The organism is Flavobacterium davisii (genome assembly GCF_042182265.1).
Taxonomy (GTDB): Bacteria; Bacteroidota; Bacteroidia; order Flavobacteriales; family Flavobacteriaceae; genus Flavobacterium; species Flavobacterium davisii.
Map to the genome: position 1 here is coordinate 208,789 of NZ_CP097869.1, position 18,712 is coordinate 227,500.

8 protein-coding genes, 4 tRNA genes and 6 rRNA genes (1 of these 18 cut by a window edge) are annotated in these 18,712 nt (G+C 40.4%); 5 read left to right on the forward strand and 13 right to left on the reverse strand.

Annotated elements, in window-relative coordinates; genetic code table 11:
• The first annotated feature begins 147 nt into the window (after window positions 1–147).
• The gene (locus tag NAB20_RS00790) at window positions 148–924 is read left to right on the forward strand and encodes a hypothetical protein (RefSeq protein ID WP_105195121.1); all 777 of its coding nucleotides are present in this window, start codon (window positions 148–150) and stop codon (window positions 922–924) included.
• A gap of 418 nt (window positions 925–1,342) precedes the next feature.
• Here NAB20_RS00790 and NAB20_RS00795 read toward each other — a convergent pair whose 3' ends face one another.
• A complete protein-coding gene (locus tag NAB20_RS00795) occupies window positions 1,343–1,696 on the reverse strand; it encodes a helix-turn-helix domain-containing protein (RefSeq protein WP_088394884.1) in 354 nt (117 codons plus the stop codon).
• A gap of 166 nt (window positions 1,697–1,862) precedes the next feature.
• Between NAB20_RS00795 and NAB20_RS00800 the strand changes: the two genes are divergently transcribed.
• The 4 genes from NAB20_RS00800 to NAB20_RS00815 all read left to right on the forward strand — a co-directional run bounded on the left by NAB20_RS00800 (window position 1,863) and on the right by NAB20_RS00815 (window position 7,128).
• Complete coding sequence (locus NAB20_RS00800) at window positions 1,863–4,229, forward strand: CHC2 zinc finger domain-containing protein (RefSeq protein WP_375605354.1); 2,367 nt, start codon at window positions 1,863–1,865, stop codon at window positions 4,227–4,229.
• A gap of 119 nt (window positions 4,230–4,348) precedes the next feature.
• The gene (locus NAB20_RS00805; protein WP_375605355.1) at window positions 4,349–4,858 is read left to right on the forward strand and encodes a hypothetical protein; all 510 of its coding nucleotides are present in this window, start codon (window positions 4,349–4,351) and stop codon (window positions 4,856–4,858) included.
• Window positions 4,859–5,594: 736 nt separating this feature from the next.
• The gene (locus NAB20_RS00810; RefSeq protein ID WP_375605356.1) at window positions 5,595–6,341 is read left to right on the forward strand and encodes a hypothetical protein; all 747 of its coding nucleotides are present in this window, start codon (window positions 5,595–5,597) and stop codon (window positions 6,339–6,341) included.
• Complete coding sequence (locus NAB20_RS00815) at window positions 6,328–7,128, forward strand: hypothetical protein (RefSeq protein WP_375605357.1); 801 nt, start codon at window positions 6,328–6,330, stop codon at window positions 7,126–7,128. Before NAB20_RS00810 ends, NAB20_RS00815 begins: the two co-directional genes overlap by 14 nt.
• A gap of 217 nt (window positions 7,129–7,345) precedes the next feature.
• Here the strand turns inward: NAB20_RS00815 and NAB20_RS00820 are convergent, their stop codons facing one another.
• The 12 genes from NAB20_RS00820 to NAB20_RS00875 form a co-directional block, all read right to left on the reverse strand.
• On the reverse strand, window positions 7,346–7,609 hold the full coding sequence (locus NAB20_RS00820) for an XRE family transcriptional regulator (RefSeq protein WP_375605358.1): 264 nt from the start codon (window positions 7,607–7,609) through the stop codon (window positions 7,346–7,348).
• A 60-nt stretch (window positions 7,610–7,669) separates the two neighbouring features.
• Window positions 7,670–8,764: a redox-regulated ATPase YchF gene (ychF, locus tag NAB20_RS00825; RefSeq protein WP_105195122.1), complete on the reverse strand. Its 1,095-nt coding sequence runs from the start codon at window positions 8,762–8,764 to the stop codon at window positions 7,670–7,672.
• 241 nt (window positions 8,765–9,005) lie between these two features.
• Window positions 9,006–9,114: ribosomal RNA gene (gene rrf / locus NAB20_RS00830) — 5S ribosomal RNA — on the reverse strand.
• Window positions 9,115–9,315: 201 nt separating this feature from the next.
• Window positions 9,316–12,226: ribosomal RNA gene (locus NAB20_RS00835) — 23S ribosomal RNA — on the reverse strand.
• A gap of 207 nt (window positions 12,227–12,433) precedes the next feature.
• Window positions 12,434–12,507, reverse strand: a tRNA-Ala gene (locus tag NAB20_RS00840).
• Window positions 12,508–12,620: 113 nt separating this feature from the next.
• Window positions 12,621–12,694: transfer RNA gene (locus tag NAB20_RS00845), tRNA-Ile, on the reverse strand.
• Window positions 12,695–12,791: 97 nt separating this feature from the next.
• Window positions 12,792–14,307 (reverse strand): 16S ribosomal RNA (locus tag NAB20_RS00850).
• 338 nt (window positions 14,308–14,645) lie between these two features.
• Window positions 14,646–14,754, reverse strand: a 5S ribosomal RNA gene (gene rrf, locus NAB20_RS00855).
• Between the two features lie 201 nt (window positions 14,755–14,955).
• Window positions 14,956–17,866, reverse strand: a 23S ribosomal RNA gene (locus NAB20_RS00860).
• 207 nt (window positions 17,867–18,073) lie between these two features.
• Window positions 18,074–18,147, reverse strand: a tRNA-Ala gene (locus NAB20_RS00865).
• A 113-nt stretch (window positions 18,148–18,260) separates the two neighbouring features.
• A tRNA-Ile gene (locus NAB20_RS00870) sits at window positions 18,261–18,334 on the reverse strand.
• A gap of 96 nt (window positions 18,335–18,430) precedes the next feature.
• Window positions 18,431–18,712: ribosomal RNA gene (locus tag NAB20_RS00875) — 16S ribosomal RNA — on the reverse strand (it continues 1,234 nt past the right edge of the window).
• Together the 16S, 23S and 5S rRNA genes with 4 tRNA genes alongside form the textbook arrangement of a ribosomal RNA operon.

The window sequence follows — 18,712 nt, forward strand, 5'->3', positions numbered from 1 at the left end:
TGTTGGCTCTCTTTTTTGGGAAAAGAGCCAAGAAGCTTTTTTTTTCAATTGAAAATAAAAAATGGCTCTCTTCCAAAAAAAGAGAGCATAATAGATAAAAATAAATTCTTTTTTTTCAATTGAAAATAAAAATTTATCTTTGAAACAATGGGATCTTTACAGCTGACATACCAACCAAAATTAAAAACCATTCACTCGCACGAGGCAAAAGTCGTGCAGTTGTGGTTAAGTACTGACCCACTAGCGGAGAAGTTCCCAGACCAATCACCGTATAGCTTCGTATTCAATAATCCACTTCGTTTTATAGACCCAGACGGAAGAGCTCCATCAGACATAATAGTAACCACGAAAGACGGCAAAGCTTTATTTACTTTAGATGATGGAAAAAAAGCTGTAACCAAAATGACAGTTGCACAATTATACAAAACAGGTACTCAATGGTTCGAGCCATTAGCAGATAATTATATGCCTATGAAATCTCAAACTAAAGCATTGTCTACAACAGACAAAGTAAAACACTTTACTAGTCAGGAAGTTTTAGATTTTGCTCACGAAGATAGATGGATGATTTCTTACAGGCAAGGAGGTTCTGGTGATTGGAAAGCTTCTGAAGATGGTGCGGATGGATTTTTACTTGTTACTGTAGATAAAACACCGTATTGGGCTGATGCAATAGGGCAAATTCCATTTGCTGTTGATTATGCTACAGATATGAAAGAAGAAGGAAGGAGTGGCTATCAAGCTATCAGAGAGACTGTTCAAAAAGGAAAAGAATATGGGGAAGGTAAACTTTTTGGAGGCAAGACAGATAACTCTAATACATATGATAATTATTTTATTTTAAGAGGTGCTGCTAATGGTGCTAATGGTAGAAATATAACTAAGCCTGTAACAGAAGCAGAAGCTAAAGCTTACGGTTTATAATTTAAAATTAGTAGATTATGAAAATTCCTATTTGGATAAAACAACCAGTATTGCAAATCGTTATATATATATTATTATATGAACTACTTTTGGAATTATTAAAGCAATATGAGTTGATTAGATTAGATTTAAATACAGGAATATCTCTAAAATATTCATTTTATATCTTCTTACTTTTTAGTTTTATTTTATCAATATTATTGTTTTTTTTGAAAAAAGCTAGATTACTTTATACTATTGTTTTATTGACTTCTTATTTAATATTTAGCCTTATCTTTTTTGGTCTAACAAGTAGATTGGTGATTTTAATGTTGGTAATAGCAATAGTAAGTTTTTTGTGTTCTCATTTTATTTGTAATAGAAAAAAAGTCAATTAGAAAACAATAAACCCCGAGCCAACACTCGGGGTTTATTGTTTTTACAAAGTATATGATTGTTTAGTTTTAAAATCTCTTATATAAGCAGAAATTACTTTAAGGATAGTGTTTTTTTCTTCTTGTGGTAGTTCTTCAATCTTTTGAAATTCTTTTATAAGCTCGGCATCTTTAAGCGTTTGTTGGGCTTTTTCATTGGTATTACCATTTACAAGGTAATCAATAGACACACCAAATACTTCAGCTAATTTGTTTAAAACATCGGCAGGCGGTTGTACTCCTTTAGTTTCATACCTAACAATTTGAGGATGCGAAATATTTATCTTGCTCCCTAAATCTTGCTGGGTTATATTATTTGCTTTACGCAATTGCTGTATTCTTTCTCCTAAAGTGCTCATTTTGTTATCTAATTAGAGTATAATATGTGCTATAATTATCAACAAAGATAATGAATGAAATATTTTGTTTATCACTTTGTTAATAAAATAAAGATTATGATTCTTGTATAGTTTATCTTTTATGATTTATTTTGTTCTTAAATGATAACAAAATAAATTATCAACAATGGAAATCCAAGACATCAAAGAAAAATTAACCATAACAAACGTATTGCACTACTACGGATTAAAAACCGACAAACAAAGTCGTTTAAACTGTCCGTTCCACGAAGATAAAACCCCAAGTTTTCAAGTGTATTACAAAACACAAACGGCGTACTGTTTTAGTTCCAATTGCAAAACTCACGGCAAAAGTATCGATGTGATTGATTTTATACTGCATAAAGAAAACTGCACAAAACACGAAGCCATTAACAAAGCGGTTGAGATTTTAGGACACAAAGAACCCAACAAAAACGAAAGGTATCAGCAAGATTTATCACGAGAACAATTTTTGGGCAATATGTACCAGTATTTTAAAAATGCCATTAGCAACAGTAAACCAGCAAAAGAATATCTACAAAGCAGAAGTTTAGACAATAAAAAAATAGAAGTTGGTTACAATGGTGGGCAGTTCCATCACGGCGCAAGAAGAGAAGAAAAATTAATAAATCAATGTTTAGAATATGGTTTACTAATTGATAAAGGAAACAAAGGCAGAACAGGAGAAACCGCTTACAACGTTTTTGGCAAATGGTGTATTGTTTTTGCTTTAAAAAACAGAGAAAATAAAGTAGTGGGTTTATACTTTAGAAGTACATTAAATGAGAAAGAAAGCAAACATTTTTATCTAAAAAATAGACAAGGTTTATACCCCAATTATCCCCATGTAAATACTAAAAAAATCATCTTAACCGAAAGTATTATTGACTGTGCAAGTTTGATACAATCCTTACAAATCCAGCAAAATCAAGAAGATTCTACAAACTCCCCCTTTGGAGGTTGGGGGGCTTTAGCCTGTTATGGAACCAACGGACTAACTGAAGAACATATCAAAGCCATTACAGCACTCAAACAACTAGAAGAAATCATCTTTGCTTTTGACAATGATACAGCAGGTCGCACGGCGACAACGAATTATTCACAAGTCTTACTTGAATTACTACCAACAATAAAAATAAGTGTGTTAGAACCCATAAACAAAGACATCAACGAAACACTACAACTACACAATGAAGAAATATTTATTGAACTTTTAGACAAAAGAAAGCCATTAAGCAATAGCCAAAAACCGACAGAAAACCTTTCTTTTTCAGAGGAAAATAAAAAGGAGGAATTATCCACAAAGTTAGAAACGCCCCCTTCGGGGGTTGGGGGGCTTAACTTCCTAAAACGAAAACATCTACTCAAAAACTTAAATATAGAAATCGGAAAAGCAGGCATAGTAGGCGAAGAAAACAGCCGAATGTTACTCTTTTTAATCATCATCAGTTATTTAAACAAAAGCCCCTTACACGCACTCGTACAAGGATCCAGCGGTAGCGGAAAAACACATATTATAAACCGAATTGCAGACCTTATGCCACCAGAAGATGTATTGCGTTTTACACGAATTACCGAAAGCAGTTTATACAACTGGGGCGAGTTTGATTTATTCCAAAAAGTAATCATCATTGAAGATTTAGACGGTTTAAAAGAAGATGCACTATATGCACTGCGAGAATTTATAAGCAATCAAGTTTTAAGAAGCTCCGTAACTATCAAAGACAAAAAAGGAAATAATAAATCTTCTCATAAAATAGTAAAAGGTCAGTTCTCCAGTCTATCAGCCACCACCAAAGGCGAAACCTACGAGGATAATATGAGCAGAAGTTTTTTAATAGCCGTTGACGAGAGCAAGGAACAAACCGCCAAAATAATCGAATACCAAAACAAACGAAACGCAGGAGAAATAGACCCAAACGAAAGTCAAAAAGCAATAGGATTTATACAAAGTATCGTTAGAAATTTAAAGATATATGAAGTCATTAATCCGTACGCCACCCAATTACACCTACCAGAGAAAGTACATAAAATAAGACGATTAAATGAAATGTATCAAGCCGTTATCAAACAAGTAACCTTCTTAAATCAGTATCAACGTCAAATAGTTAAAAGTCCCTCCTTTGGAGGGGTTGGGGAGGCTCTAATCACCGAAATCGAAGACATAGAACAAGCAACCGAAGTACTTTTTGAAAGTATAATACTCAAAGTGGATGAACTCGATGGCAGTTTAAGACAATTTTTTGAACGATTAAAGAAATATTTAAAAAACCAAAACAAAGAATTTACCCAAAGAGAAATAAGACAAGAATTTAATATTAGCAAAAGTCAATGTTCACGATTTATGATACAATTGGTTGACTTAGAATACATTACTATAAAATATGGAGGAAATTTACGATTACAAAAATATGTAATTGATTATTGGGACAACCATCAAAAGTTACGAAGTGAGATTAAAGACTTCTTAATGAATCAGATACAGGAACTAAAACATCAGAAAGAGAAGTAAGTTATGACAAAGGTTAGGGACAATGTGGGACAATCTTGGGACAATTAAATAATCATTATTCTTTTTATTTTCAACTGATTATGTTTAAAAAAAAGGCTATTGTCCCAAATCCCAAAAAAATGAGTAAGCAAAACAATCATACAGGTAAAAAAGGTCGTAGTTACACTAATCATTTACTCTTATATTTAATTGAAATCTTACACCAAATTTTTCCTAAAGAAGAAACCATCAATCCCTTTTACAAAGTAGTTTTAGACAAATACCCATCAGAATATCAGTATTACTACAAACTATTAACGCATTATATTACATTAATCAATCAAAAACATCGAGCAATGGAAAAACAAAAATTTGTTACTACAAGAGAAGACATTGTAGCGAGTTTAAATCTATTGGAAATCATGGTTTTAAGAAGTTATCGTACAGAAGAACAAACAGCAAAAGAAATCTATCAAATCTTAAAAAACAACACAAAAGAAGACCAAATTTTAACAGCAAAAAATATTAGTCAAATCATCCATTATAAGAAAACCCAAACAGCAAGAATCATCAAAATTCTTTTAAAAATGGATAAGATAATCCTCGTTTCTACACATAAAAAAATCGGTTATTTATATCAATTAAAATAATATAAATTTCAAACAAAAGAACAGCAATCAAAAGGTCTCCCTCCGGTCGTTCTCTTTGTTCCGCTGGGCTGTTCCAGTCGGCTGAAAAAGCCTCCGTTCCACAGTCCACTCGCCACCAAAAAAAAGAGCAGCTTAGAAAAAAAGCAGCTCTTTTTTTGTTGTCTTCGTTCCCAGTCTTCACACGTTCACTTCCTGCGTTCGTCGGGGCTACTACATCTGCAAGACCGCTCCCAAGGCTCCATCCAACGTTAAGCCGTCTTTGCATCTGTCGCCCCTTGTTAATATGGCGGTTGCTCCCTGCGCCCTCAGTACGCCCTGCAAGGTGTAGCAAAGCTACTGCCCATTAGATTTGCTTCACTCCGTTACGCTTCAGGGCTATGCTTTCAGCACACTGCGCCACATTGCTCCTCCTCGTTCCTCCTCGTCCGCATTGTGTGTCGCAGGCTTCGGCACATTGCCGCAACACCGCCTCTTCGCTCCTCGGTAACTAAAACGGCTTTTTTATACCACTAACCGCTTAACGCCTTTTTTACTTCCCTGCGGTGCTTGGGGGTGTTCGTTGTTGAACCGCATACTAACGCCCTTCGGTTGTTGGCTCTCTTTTTTGGGAAAAGAGCCAAGAAGCTTTTTTTTTCAATTGAAAATAAAAAATGGCTCTCTTCCAAAAAAAGAGAGCATAATAGATAAAAATAAATTCTTTTTTTTCAATTGAAAATAAAAATTTATCTTTGAAACAATGGGATCTTTACAGCTGACATACCAACCAAAATTAAAAACCATTCACTCGCACGAGGCAAAAATCGTGCAGTTGTGGTTAAGTACTGACCCACTAGCGGAGAAGTTCCCCAATGCTTCACCTTATAATTATTGTCTTAATAATCCTTTAGTTTTGATCGATCCCGATGGGAAAGCTCCAAATCCTCCAAAATGGTTGAAAAACTTTTGGAGAGAAGTAAAACAAACTTTAAAAGATGATTTTTCAAGTTACAAGGTTAACAAATTTAATAAAGATGTCATTGAACCCATTAAAAGTATAGCTGAAAAATTAGATAATTTAATACTATCTATCCCTCAAGAAAAAAATGACAAATTACAAGGTAATTCTAAAGGACATTTTAAAAGAGGAATTAATTTTATCAATAAAGAAAAAAATGATCCTGCGGTAAAACGTGGTCTGGAAACAGCTAATTACGCTGAAAAAGTTGAAGATATGGATATTGACATTTTTGGATTATCAACAAATGGATTACAATCAATTGGAGATGGATTATTAGGTCATCCTAACAGAATTATAGACGCTATTGATAATATAGGTAGTTCTATTGATGCAGGATACTCCACTAAAGGAGCCTATAGTGATTTGAAAGAAGCTAATAAAGGAGAAAAAGAACCTAAAGTAGATTCTATAAGAATTCTTGAATATGATAAAAGAGGTAAACTTATTAAAGAATCAGTAAGAGCTAAAAAGGATGGAGAAAAATAGAAAAAGAATTATTTTCATACTAATCTTTGCAATACTACTTGTTATTTTTTACATTCTTTTTTTGCAAGAAAAAAAGAATACTTATTTGTTAAAAGAGTTTGACAAACAAGGTAAATTGATTGGTACAAATGAATATATTCTTAAAAATGGGGATACCATTTTTCAAGGAAAGTTTATAAACTATAATAATCAAGGAATAAAAATTGCTGAGGGTAATTTTACTAATGGTGATATTCAAGGGAAATGCAAATATTACTATGATAATGGAAAATTGAAATCAATACACTATCGAAAAAGTAGTAAAATAACTTTAGAAAGCAAAGAATATTATTATAATGGTAAAGAAAAGCGATATACTTTATACGATTATGGGTTATTTGATGACTATGGAAAACCTACTTTTAGTATTCTTTTCAAGGAAAATGGTAAAATAAAAAATATACAAGGAAAATCAATAATTGAAATTTATCAACTAAAATTATTAAATAAAGATTTTTTTAAAATTAAAGAAAATCAATATTTAAAAGTCGGTGATACTTTAATACATAAATATTTAATAGCCAATATCCCCAACGCCAAACGTAGTATAAAAATAGAAAATATAAGCGTTGATAATTCAAAAGTCAAACGAACTTTAAAGCATATAGAACCTTGCCAATGGAATGTAGAAGAAGTTCTTACTAAAAAAGGTAAAAATACAATACAAAGTATCGTTAAATACGAATTTAAAGATAAAGTTACCCCTGTTTTTATAGATACCCTTTCTTTTGATATAGAAGTACATTAAAAAATAAAACCCTCAAATGAGGGTTTTAATCTTTTTACAAGCTATTCAATTTAGTAGCTTTAATAAAATTATCTACGGTAAGTAGTAAACATTGTTTGTCTTTACTCTCAAAGTCTGACAATAATTTTTTTAAGACGAACATGCTCCGCAAACGTTTCGAGCTTTGTGGAAATATAAATAAGACAAAAGCACTCTACAAAAGGGTGCTTTTGATATTTTATAAAGAGACTACATTTTTATTAAAGAAATCCTTAAACTTCTTTTTAGTAAGCATAGTGTCTACTATTTTAAAAATAGTCGTCTTATCTTCCTCATCTAATTGATTAATCAAATGAAGTTTTTCAAAGTCTGGTTTATCCGTTATAGTCACTTCTTCAGGAATAATATTTTCGTAATTTAAAATCTGATCCGCTGTAAGATTAAAAAGCTTTGCTAATTTTTGTAACTCTTCAATAGATAAATCTCTGTGACCATTTTCCAATTTATTATAATTACTGTTCCCAATATCAACGACCCCTATTTTTATATCGTTAATAACACGTTATACATTAAATCTAAAGTGCATTACATCACCATCCTTCACAATATACTCCTTACCTTCCACACGCAACTTACCAGCCTCCTTAACCTTAGCCTCAGAACCAAAAGCCACATAATCTTCATAAGCAATAACCTCCGCACGGATAAACCCTTTCTCAAAATCCGTATGAATTACACCAGCCGCTTTCGGAGCCGTATCACCAATTTTGATAGTCCAAGCACGAACCTCCTTCACACCCGCAGTAAAATACGTTTGCAAATTCAACAACTTATAAGCCGAACGAATTAATTTAGAAACACCAGGTTCTTCCAAGCCCATATCTCCCAAAAACATCTGACGTTCCTCATACGTTTCCAATTCCGTGATATCTGCCTCCGTAGCAACAGCCAATACAATTACCTGAGCATTCTCATCCTTCACCAACTCCTTTACCTGTTCCACATACACATTACCCGTTGCCGCAGACGATTCATCCACGTTACAAACATACAATACAGGCTTAGACGTAATCAACTGAATCCCATTCAAACAATCTTCCTCATCCTGATTCTTAGGCTCAATCACACGAGCTGATTTACCTTCTAACAAAACAGCCTTAATACGCTCTAATAAATCCGCCTCAACAATAGCTTCCTTATTACCCGATTTAGCCGTCTTTTTAGCCTTATCCAAACGCTTTTCAACCGTTTCTAAATCTTTCAATTGCAACTCAATATCAATCGTCTCCTTATCACGAATCGGATTCACATTACCATCCACATGCACAATATTATCATTGTCAAAACAACGCAACACATGAATAATCGCATTACACTCGCGAATATTACCTAAAAATTGATTTCCTAAACCTTCACCTTTACTAGCTCCCTTCACCAATCCAGCAATATCCACAATCTCAACAGTAGCAGGCAACACACGCTCTGGATTAACCAATTCTTCTAATTTTTCCAAACGAGGATCTGGCACATTCACCACCCCAATATTCGGTTCAATCGTACAAAACGGAAAATTAGCACTCTGTGCCTTCGCATTCGACAAACAATTGAATAAAGTCGATTTTCCTACATTCGGTAAGCCTACAATACCTGCTTTCATGGTTAATTATTTTTAAAAAGTCTGCAAATATAGCCATTTTATACTTCAAAAGCTATTTTTTTGGCGTGCCCCGCCTCAATCAACATTCACTATAGCCCTTGGCGCAAACCAACCTAAAGGCGGGTCGCGTGCTTCGCGCTACACGGTAGCTTGCTACGCCCGCTCACGCGGTGATTGCGGTATTCCATTAACAATTTCTATAAAAGAAAAACCCCTCATCGTATAGATGAAGGGTTTTAAAGAAAGGCAGCGATCTACTCTCCCACAATATGCAGTACCATCGACGCTGGCGGGCTTAACTTCTCTGTTCGAAATGGGAAGAGGTGAGCCCCGCCGCAATAACCACCTTAAGATTTTAAAGGCATTAGCTAATAGCCATAAGCCACTAGTTTGTGCTTTTCCATTAAACTCTTGGCTTATGCCTTTTGCCTAATGGCTAATATTTTAACATATTGAGATAAATATTCAAATTTGTTTATAATCCTTTTTAGGTAAAGAAAGAATTTTACGCCCCACCCTGACTCCTCCCCTTTGGGGAGGTTGGGTGGGGCTACAATAAGCTTACGGGTTATTAGTACTACTTGACTCTGACATTACTGCCTTTACATCTATAGCCTATCAACGTGGTCATCTTCCACGACCCTTAAAAGAAATCTCATCTTGTGGTGGGTTTCGCGCTTATATGCTTTCAGCGCTTATCCCTTCCCAACGTAGCTACTCTGCGGTGCTCCTGGCGGAACAACAGATACACCAGCGGTTGGTCCAACTCGGTCCTCTCGTACTAGAGTCAGATCCACTCAAATTTCTAACGCCCACAGTAGATAGAGACCGAACTGTCTCACGACGTTCTGAACCCAGCTCGCGTGCCACTTTAATGGGCGAACAGCCCAACCCTTGGGACCTTCTCCAGCCCCAGGATGTGACGAGCCGACATCGAGGTGCCAAACCCCCCCGTCGATGTGAGCTCTTGGGGGAGATCAGCCTGTTATCCCCGGCGTACCTTTTATCCTTTGAGCGATGGCCCTTCCATGCGGAACCACCGGATCACTATGCTCTACTTTCGTACCTGATCGACCTGTATGTCTCTCAGTCAAGCTCCCTTTTGCCATTGCACTCTACGCACGGTTACCAAGCGTGCTGAGGGAACCTTTAGAAGCCTCCGTTACTCTTTTGGAGGCGACCACCCCAGTCAAACTACCCACCAAGCAATGTCCTCCTTTTTTAGGAGTTAGACCTCAGATAAGCAAAGGGTGGTATTTCAACAATGACTCCACAACGCCTGGCGACGCCATTTCACAGTCTCCCACCTATCCTACACATCACTTATCCAAGACCAATACTAAGCTATAGTAAAGGTGCACAGGGTCTTTTCGTCCCACTGCGGGTAATCGGCATCTTCACCGATACTACAATTTCACCGAGCTCATGGCTGAGACAGTGTCCAGATCGTTACACCATTCGTGCAGGTCGGAACTTACCCGACAAGGAATTTCGCTACCTTAGGACCGTTATAGTTACGGCCGCCGTTTACTGGGGCTTCAATTCAATGCTTCTCCGAAGATAACATCTCCTCTTAACCTTCCAGCACCGGGCAGGTGTCAGGCCCTATACGTCATCTTACGATTTTGCAGAGCCCTGTGTTTTTGATAAACAGTCGCCTGGACCTTTTCACTGCGGCCAGCTTGCGCTGGCGACCTTTCTCCCGAAGTTACAGGTCTATTTTGCCTAATTCCTTAGCCATGAATCTCTCGAGCGCCTTAGGATACTCTCCTCAACTACCTGTGTCGGTTTACGGTACGGGTACTTATAATCTATGTTTAGAAGGTTTTCTTGGCAGCCTTTAGGTACACTATCCCTTCATCCGAAGAATCCGAGTACTATCGCATTTCACCAGTCCCAGCGGATTTGCCTACCGGGCCTTTAGCTAAGTGCTTTAACGAACTATTCCGTCAGTTCGCGGTACTTTCACCACTGCGTCACTCCATCACAATTATAACTAGTACGGGAATATTAACCCGTTGGCCATCGACTACTCCTTTCGGATTTGCCTTAGGACCCGACTAACCCGCAGCTGATTAGCATAGCTGCGGAAACCTTAGTTTTTCGGCGGGGGTGTTTCTCGCACCCCTTATCGTTACTTATGCCTACATTTTCTTTTCTAACCTCTCCAGCACCTCTCACAAGATACCTTCGGCGATGTTAGAATGCTCCCCTACCACTTGTACTTAGTACAAATCCATAGCTTCGGTAGTATGCTTATGCCCGATTATTATCCATGCTCGATCGCTCGACTAGTGAGCTGTTACGCACTCTTTAAATGAATGGCTGCTTCCAAGCCAACATCCTAGCTGTCGATGCAATCAAACCGCGTTTGTTCAACTTAGCATACATTTGGGGACCTTAGCTGATGGTCTGGGTTCTTTCCCTCTCGGACTTGGACCTTAGCACCCAAGCCCTCACTGCTCAATATATTATATAGCATTCGGAGTTTGTCAGGAATTGGTAGGCGGTGAAGCCCCCGCATCCAATCAGTAGCTCTACCTCTATATAACTTAACTTGAGCGCTGCACCTAAATGCATTTCGGGGAGTACGAGCTATTTCCGAGTTTGATTGGCCTTTCACCCCTACCCACAGATCATCCCAAGACTTTTCAACGTCAACGGGTTCGGACCTCCACTTTGGGTTAACAAAGCTTCATCCTGTCCATGGGTAGATCACACGGTTTCGCGTCTACCACTACTGACTTAAGCGTATAAATACGCTTTCAATCCCTTGGATTGAATCGCGCCCTATTCAGACTCGCTTTCGCTACGGATCCGTGACTTAATCACTTAACCTTGCCAGCAACGGTAACTCGTAGGCTCATTATGCAAAAGGCACGCCGTCACAGATTATGCTGCTCCGACCGCTTGTAGGCGTATGGTTTCAGGTTCTATTTCACTCCGTTATTCACGGTTCTTTTCACCTTTCCCTCACGGTACTGGTTCACTATCGGTCTCTCAGGAGTATTTAGCCTTAGCGGATGGTCCCGCCAGATTCAGACAGGGTTTCACGTGCCCCGCCCTACTCAGGATAACACTATTCTTTATATTCTTTACTTATACGGGACTATCACCCTCTTGGGTTAACCTTTCCAGGTTATTCTAATTCAGTTTACAAGAAATATTGTGGTCCTACAACCCCGTTATTGCCGTAACAACAACGGTTTGGGCTAATGCGCTTTCGCTCGCCACTACTTACGCAATCACTTTTGTTTTCTTCTCCTCCGCCTACTTAGATGTTTCAGTTCAGCGGGTTCGCCTCCTATCGGATACTATGTCTTCAACATAGTGGGTTGCCCCATTGGGATATCTGCGGATCAATTCGTATGTGCCGATCCCCGCAGCTTTTCGCAGCTTATCACGTCCTTCTTCGCCTCTGAGAGCCTAGGCATTCCCCATACGCCCTTATTTTGCTTATTGTTTTCTTTATTATTTTAGCCATTAGTCAATAGCCATAAGCCACTAGTGCCTATTGCTTTTTTACTAATCACTAAAGATGTTCTTTCTACTTGTTTGTATGTTTATCTCAATATGTCAATGAACTTTGAGCCCCCTCCAGCTCCCCCGAAGGGGGAGAGCCGATTGCTCTATGTTCCTCCCCTTTGGGGAGGTTAGGAGGGGCTGTTGTGGAGAATATCGGAGTCGAACCGATGACCTCCTGCGTGCAAGGCAGGCGCTCTAGCCAGCTGAGCTAATCCCCCATTGTCTATTTTGAATGTTGAATTATTTTTTTGAATTATTTTTCAAATTCATCATTTAAAATTTATAATTCAAAATTCGCTTCTAGAATTTCCTTTTTTATAACTTTAAATAGTAGTCCCGGGCAGACTCGAACTGCCGACCCCTACATTATCAGTGTAGTACTCTAACCAGCTGAGCTACGAGACTCTGTATTTTAAGCCTTTTCTTTTTTTTGAATTAACAGCGAGAGTAAGATTTTAATTTAATTTTAATTTTAAATCACATCCTTTTTTTTTGTCTCTAGAAAGGAGGTGTTCCAGCCGCACCTTCCGGTACGGCTACCTTGTTACGACTTAGCCCTAGTTACCAGTTTTACCCTAGGCAGCTCCTTGCGGTCACCGACTTCAGGTACCCCCAGCTTCCATGGCTTGACGGGCGGTGTGTACAAGGCCCGGGAACGTATTCACCGCAGCATGGCTGATCTGCGATTACTAGCGAATCCAGCTTCACGGAGTCGAGTTGCAGACTCCGATCCGAACTGAGAACGGTTTTTTAGATTCGCGCCTACTTGCGTAGTGGCTGCTCTCTGTACCGTCCATTGTAGCACGTGTGTAGCCCAAGGCGTAAGGGCCGTGATGATTTGACGTCATCCCCACCTTCCTCACGGTTTGCACCGGCAGTCTTGTTAGAGTTCCCGACCTTACTCGATGGCAACTAACAACAGGGGTTGCGCTCGTTATAGGACTTAACCTGACACCTCACGGCACGAGCTGACGACAACCATGCAGCACCTTGAAAAACGTCCGAAGAAAGATCTGTTTCCAAATCTGTCGTTTCCCATTTAAGCCTTGGTAAGGTTCCTCGCGTATCATCGAATTAAACCACATGCTCCTCCGCTTGTGCGGGCCCCCGTCAATTCCTTTGAGTTTCACTCTTGCGAGCGTACTCCCCAGGTGGGATACTTATCACTTTCGCTTAGCCACTCAGGTTGCCCCAAACAGCTAGTATCCATCGTTTACGGCGTGGACTACCAGGGTATCTAATCCTGTTCGCTCCCCACGCTTTCGTCCATCAGCGTCAATATACTCGTAGTAACCTGCCTTCGCAATTGGTATTCCATGTAATCTCTAAGCATTTCACCGCTACACTACATATTCTAGTTACTTCCAAGTAATTCAAGTCTTACAGTATCAATGGCCGTTTGATCGTTGAGCGACCAGATTTCACCACTGACTTATAAAACCGCCTACGGACCCTTTAAACCCAATGATTCCGGATAACGCTTGGATCCTCCGTATTACCGCGGCTGCTGGCACGGAGTTAGCCGATCCTTATTCTTACAGTACCGTCAAGCTCCCTCGCAAGGGAGTGTTTCTTCCTGTACAAAAGCAGTTTACACACCATAGATGCGTCATCCTGCACGCGGCATGGCTGGGTCAGTCTTGCGACCATTGCCCAATATTCCTCACTGCTGCCTCCCGTAGGAGTCTGGTCCGTGTCTCAGTACCAGTGTGGGGGATCTCCCTCTCAGGACCCCTACCCATCGTGGCCATGGTAAGCCGTTACCTTACCATCTAGCTAATGGGACGCATGCTCATCTTGTACCGTTGGAACTTTAATCATAATGTGAGGCCACATCATAATACTATGGGGTATTAATCCAAATTTCTCTGGGCTATCCCCCTGTACAAGGTAGATTACATACGCGTTACGCACCCGTACGCCGGTCTCAAAGGAGCAAGCTCCTTCTACCCCTCGACTTGCATGTGTTAAGCCTGCCGCTAGCGTTCATCCTGAGCCAGGATCAAACTCTTCATCGTATATCTTTTGTAACCCTAAGGTTAAATATTGTGGACAAAGAATGCTAGTTTTCTTACTCTCTTAAATTTTATTGTTTTAATATCTCTATTAAAACGTGCTGTCAATCCAATATGTCTATGAACTTTTTATTCTTATTTTTTTTCGCTTTTGACTTTTCGTCTTAGCGGGTGCAAAGATAGTGTTTCTTTTAGTATTTCCAAGGGTTTTCTTATTTTTTTTCAAAAATTTTAAAATTCTTGGTTTTCAATCTATTTAGGAACTTTTGTACTTTGCGAGGATAAAAAATCCCCTGATCTACAGGGGAATTTTATGTCGATTCCAACTATTTTGGAATAAAGAAAGGCAGCGATCTACTCTCCCACAATATGCAGTACCATCGACGCTGGCGGGCTTAACTTCTCTGTTCGAAATGGGAAGAGGTGAGCCCCGCCGCAATAACCACCTTAAGATTTTAAAGGCATTAGCTAATAGCCATAAGCCACTAGTTTGTGCTTTTCCATTAAACTCTTGGCTTATGCCTTTTGCCTAATGGCTAATATTTTAACATATTGAGATAAATATTCAAATTTGTTTATAATCCTTTTTAGGTAAAGAAAGAATTTTACGCCCCACCCTGACTCCTCCCCTTTGGGGAGGTTGGGTGGGGCTACAATAAGCTTACGGGTTATTAGTACTACTTGACTCTGACATTACTGCCTTTACATCTATAGCCTATCAACGTGGTCATCTTCCACGACCCTTAAAAGAAATCTCATCTTGTGGTGGGTTTCGCGCTTATATGCTTTCAGCGCTTATCCCTTCCCAACGTAGCTACTCTGCGGTGCTCCTGGCGGAACAACAGATACACCAGCGGTTGGTCCAACTCGGTCCTCTCGTACTAGAGTCAGATCCACTCAAATTTCTAACGCCCACAGTAGATAGAGACCGAACTGTCTCACGACGTTCTGAACCCAGCTCGCGTGCCACTTTAATGGGCGAACAGCCCAACCCTTGGGACCTTCTCCAGCCCCAGGATGTGACGAGCCGACATCGAGGTGCCAAACCCCCCCGTCGATGTGAGCTCTTGGGGGAGATCAGCCTGTTATCCCCGGCGTACCTTTTATCCTTTGAGCGATGGCCCTTCCATGCGGAACCACCGGATCACTATGCTCTACTTTCGTACCTGATCGACCTGTATGTCTCTCAGTCAAGCTCCCTTTTGCCATTGCACTCTACGCACGGTTACCAAGCGTGCTGAGGGAACCTTTAGAAGCCTCCGTTACTCTTTTGGAGGCGACCACCCCAGTCAAACTACCCACCAAGCAATGTCCTCCTTTTTTAGGAGTTAGACCTCAGATAAGCAAAGGGTGGTATTTCAACAATGACTCCACAACGCCTGGCGACGCCATTTCACAGTCTCCCACCTATCCTACACATCACTTATCCAAGACCAATACTAAGCTATAGTAAAGGTGCACAGGGTCTTTTCGTCCCACTGCGGGTAATCGGCATCTTCACCGATACTACAATTTCACCGAGCTCATGGCTGAGACAGTGTCCAGATCGTTACACCATTCGTGCAGGTCGGAACTTACCCGACAAGGAATTTCGCTACCTTAGGACCGTTATAGTTACGGCCGCCGTTTACTGGGGCTTCAATTCAATGCTTCTCCGAAGATAACATCTCCTCTTAACCTTCCAGCACCGGGCAGGTGTCAGGCCCTATACGTCATCTTACGATTTTGCAGAGCCCTGTGTTTTTGATAAACAGTCGCCTGGACCTTTTCACTGCGGCCAGCTTGCGCTGGCGACCTTTCTCCCGAAGTTACAGGTCTATTTTGCCTAATTCCTTAGCCATGAATCTCTCGAGCGCCTTAGGATACTCTCCTCAACTACCTGTGTCGGTTTACGGTACGGGTACTTATAATCTATGTTTAGAAGGTTTTCTTGGCAGCCTTTAGGTACACTATCCCTTCATCCGAAGAATCCGAGTACTATCGCATTTCACCAGTCCCAGCGGATTTGCCTACCGGGCCTTTAGCTAAGTGCTTTAACGAACTATTCCGTCAGTTCGCGGTACTTTCACCACTGCGTCACTCCATCACAATTATAACTAGTACGGGAATATTAACCCGTTGGCCATCGACTACTCCTTTCGGATTTGCCTTAGGACCCGACTAACCCGCAGCTGATTAGCATAGCTGCGGAAACCTTAGTTTTTCGGCGGGGGTGTTTCTCGCACCCCTTATCGTTACTTATGCCTACATTTTCTTTTCTAACCTCTCCAGCACCTCTCACAAGATACCTTCGGCGATGTTAGAATGCTCCCCTACCACTTGTACTTAGTACAAATCCATAGCTTCGGTAGTATGCTTATGCCCGATTATTATCCATGCTCGATCGCTCGACTAGTGAGCTGTTACGCACTCTTTAAATGAATGGCTGCTTCCAAGCCAACATCCTAGCTGTCGATGCAATCAAACCGCGTTTGTTCAACTTAGCATACATTTGGGGACCTTAGCTGATGGTCTGGGTTCTTTCCCTCTCGGACTTGGACCTTAGCACCCAAGCCCTCACTGCTCAATATATTATATAGCATTCGGAGTTTGTCAGGAATTGGTAGGCGGTGAAGCCCCCGCATCCAATCAGTAGCTCTACCTCTATATAACTTAACTTGAGCGCTGCACCTAAATGCATTTCGGGGAGTACGAGCTATTTCCGAGTTTGATTGGCCTTTCACCCCTACCCACAGATCATCCCAAGACTTTTCAACGTCAACGGGTTCGGACCTCCACTTTGGGTTAACAAAGCTTCATCCTGTCCATGGGTAGATCACACGGTTTCGCGTCTACCACTACTGACTTAAGCGTATAAATACGCTTTCAACCCCTTAGATTGAATCGCGCCCTATTCAGACTCGCTTTCGCTACGGATCCGTGACTTAATCACTTAACCTTGCCAGCAACGGTAACTCGTAGGCTCATTATGCAAAAGGCACGCCGTCACAGATTATGCTGCTCCGACCGCTTGTAGGCGTATGGTTTCAGGTTCTATTTCACTCCGTTATTCACGGTTCTTTTCACCTTTCCCTCACGGTACTGGTTCACTATCGGTCTCTCAGGAGTATTTAGCCTTAGCGGATGGTCCCGCCAGATTCAGACAGGGTTTCACGTGCCCCGCCCTACTCAGGATAACACTATTCTTTATATTCTTTACTTATACGGGACTATCACCCTCTTGGGTTAACCTTTCCAGGTTATTCTAATTCAGTTTACAAGAAATATTGTGGTCCTACAACCCCGTTATTGCCGTAACAACAACGGTTTGGGCTAATGCGCTTTCGCTCGCCACTACTTACGCAATCACTTTTGTTTTCTTCTCCTCCGCCTACTTAGATGTTTCAGTTCAGCGGGTTCGCCTCCTATCGGATACTATGTCTTCAACATAGTGGGTTGCCCCATTGGGATATCTGCGGATCAATTCGTATGTGCCGATCCCCGCAGCTTTTCGCAGCTTATCACGTCCTTCTTCGCCTCTGAGAGCCTAGGCATTCCCCATACGCCCTTATTTTGCTTATTGTTTTCTTTATTATTTTAGCCATTAGTCAATAGCCATAAGCCACTAGTGCCTATTGCTTTTTTACTAATCACTAAAGATGTTCTTTCTACTTGTTTGTATGTTTATCTCAATATGTCAATGAACTTTGAGCCCCCTCCAGCTCCCCCGAAGGGGGAGAGCCGATTGCTCTATGTTCCTCCCCTTTGGGGAGGTTAGGAGGGGCTGTTGTGGAGAATATCGGAGTCGAACCGATGACCTCCTGCGTGCAAGGCAGGCGCTCTAGCCAGCTGAGCTAATCCCCCATTGTCTATTTTGAATGTTGAATTATTTTTTTGAATTATTTTTCAAATTCATCATTTAAAATTTATAATTCAAAATTCGCTTCTAGAATTTCCTTTTTTATAACTTTAAATAGTAGTCCCGGGCAGACTCGAACTGCCGACCCCTACATTATCAGTGTAGTACTCTAACCAGCTGAGCTACGAGACTCTGTATTTTAAGCCTTTTCTTTTTTTTGAATTAACAGCGAGAGTAAGATTTTAATTTAATTTTAATTTTAAATCACATCCTTTTTTTTGTCTCTAGAAAGGAGGTGTTCCAGCCGCACCTTCCGGTACGGCTACCTTGTTACGACTTAGCCCTAGTTACCAGTTTTACCCTAGGCAGCTCCTTGCGGTCACCGACTTCAGGTACCCCCAGCTTCCATGGCTTGACGGGCGGTGTGTACAAGGCCCGGGAACGTATTCACCGCAGCATGGCTGATCTGCGATTACTAGCGAATCCAGCTTCACGGAGTCGAGTTGCAGACTCCGATCCGAACTGAGAACGGTTTTTTAGATTCGCGCCTACTTGCGTAGTGGCTGCTCT

What these genes read in the sequence shown, in the direction of transcription:
- NAB20_RS00790 (WP_105195121.1), top strand. Translation starts at nt 148, where the DNA reads ATGGGATCTTTACAGCTGACATACCAACCAAAATTAAAAACCATTCAC.
- NAB20_RS00795 (WP_088394884.1), bottom strand. Translation starts at nt 1,696, where the DNA reads ATGAGCACTTTAGGAGAAAGAATACAGCAATTGCGTAAAGCAAATAAT.
- NAB20_RS00800 (WP_375605354.1), top strand. Translation starts at nt 1,863, where the DNA reads ATGGAAATCCAAGACATCAAAGAAAAATTAACCATAACAAACGTATTG.
- NAB20_RS00805 (WP_375605355.1), top strand. Translation starts at nt 4,349, where the DNA reads ATGAGTAAGCAAAACAATCATACAGGTAAAAAAGGTCGTAGTTACACT.
- NAB20_RS00810 (WP_375605356.1), top strand. Translation starts at nt 5,595, where the DNA reads ATGGGATCTTTACAGCTGACATACCAACCAAAATTAAAAACCATTCAC.
- NAB20_RS00815 (WP_375605357.1), top strand. Translation starts at nt 6,328, where the DNA reads ATGGAGAAAAATAGAAAAAGAATTATTTTCATACTAATCTTTGCAATA.
- ychF (WP_105195122.1), bottom strand. Translation starts at nt 8,764, where the DNA reads ATGAAAGCAGGTATTGTAGGCTTACCGAATGTAGGAAAATCGACTTTA.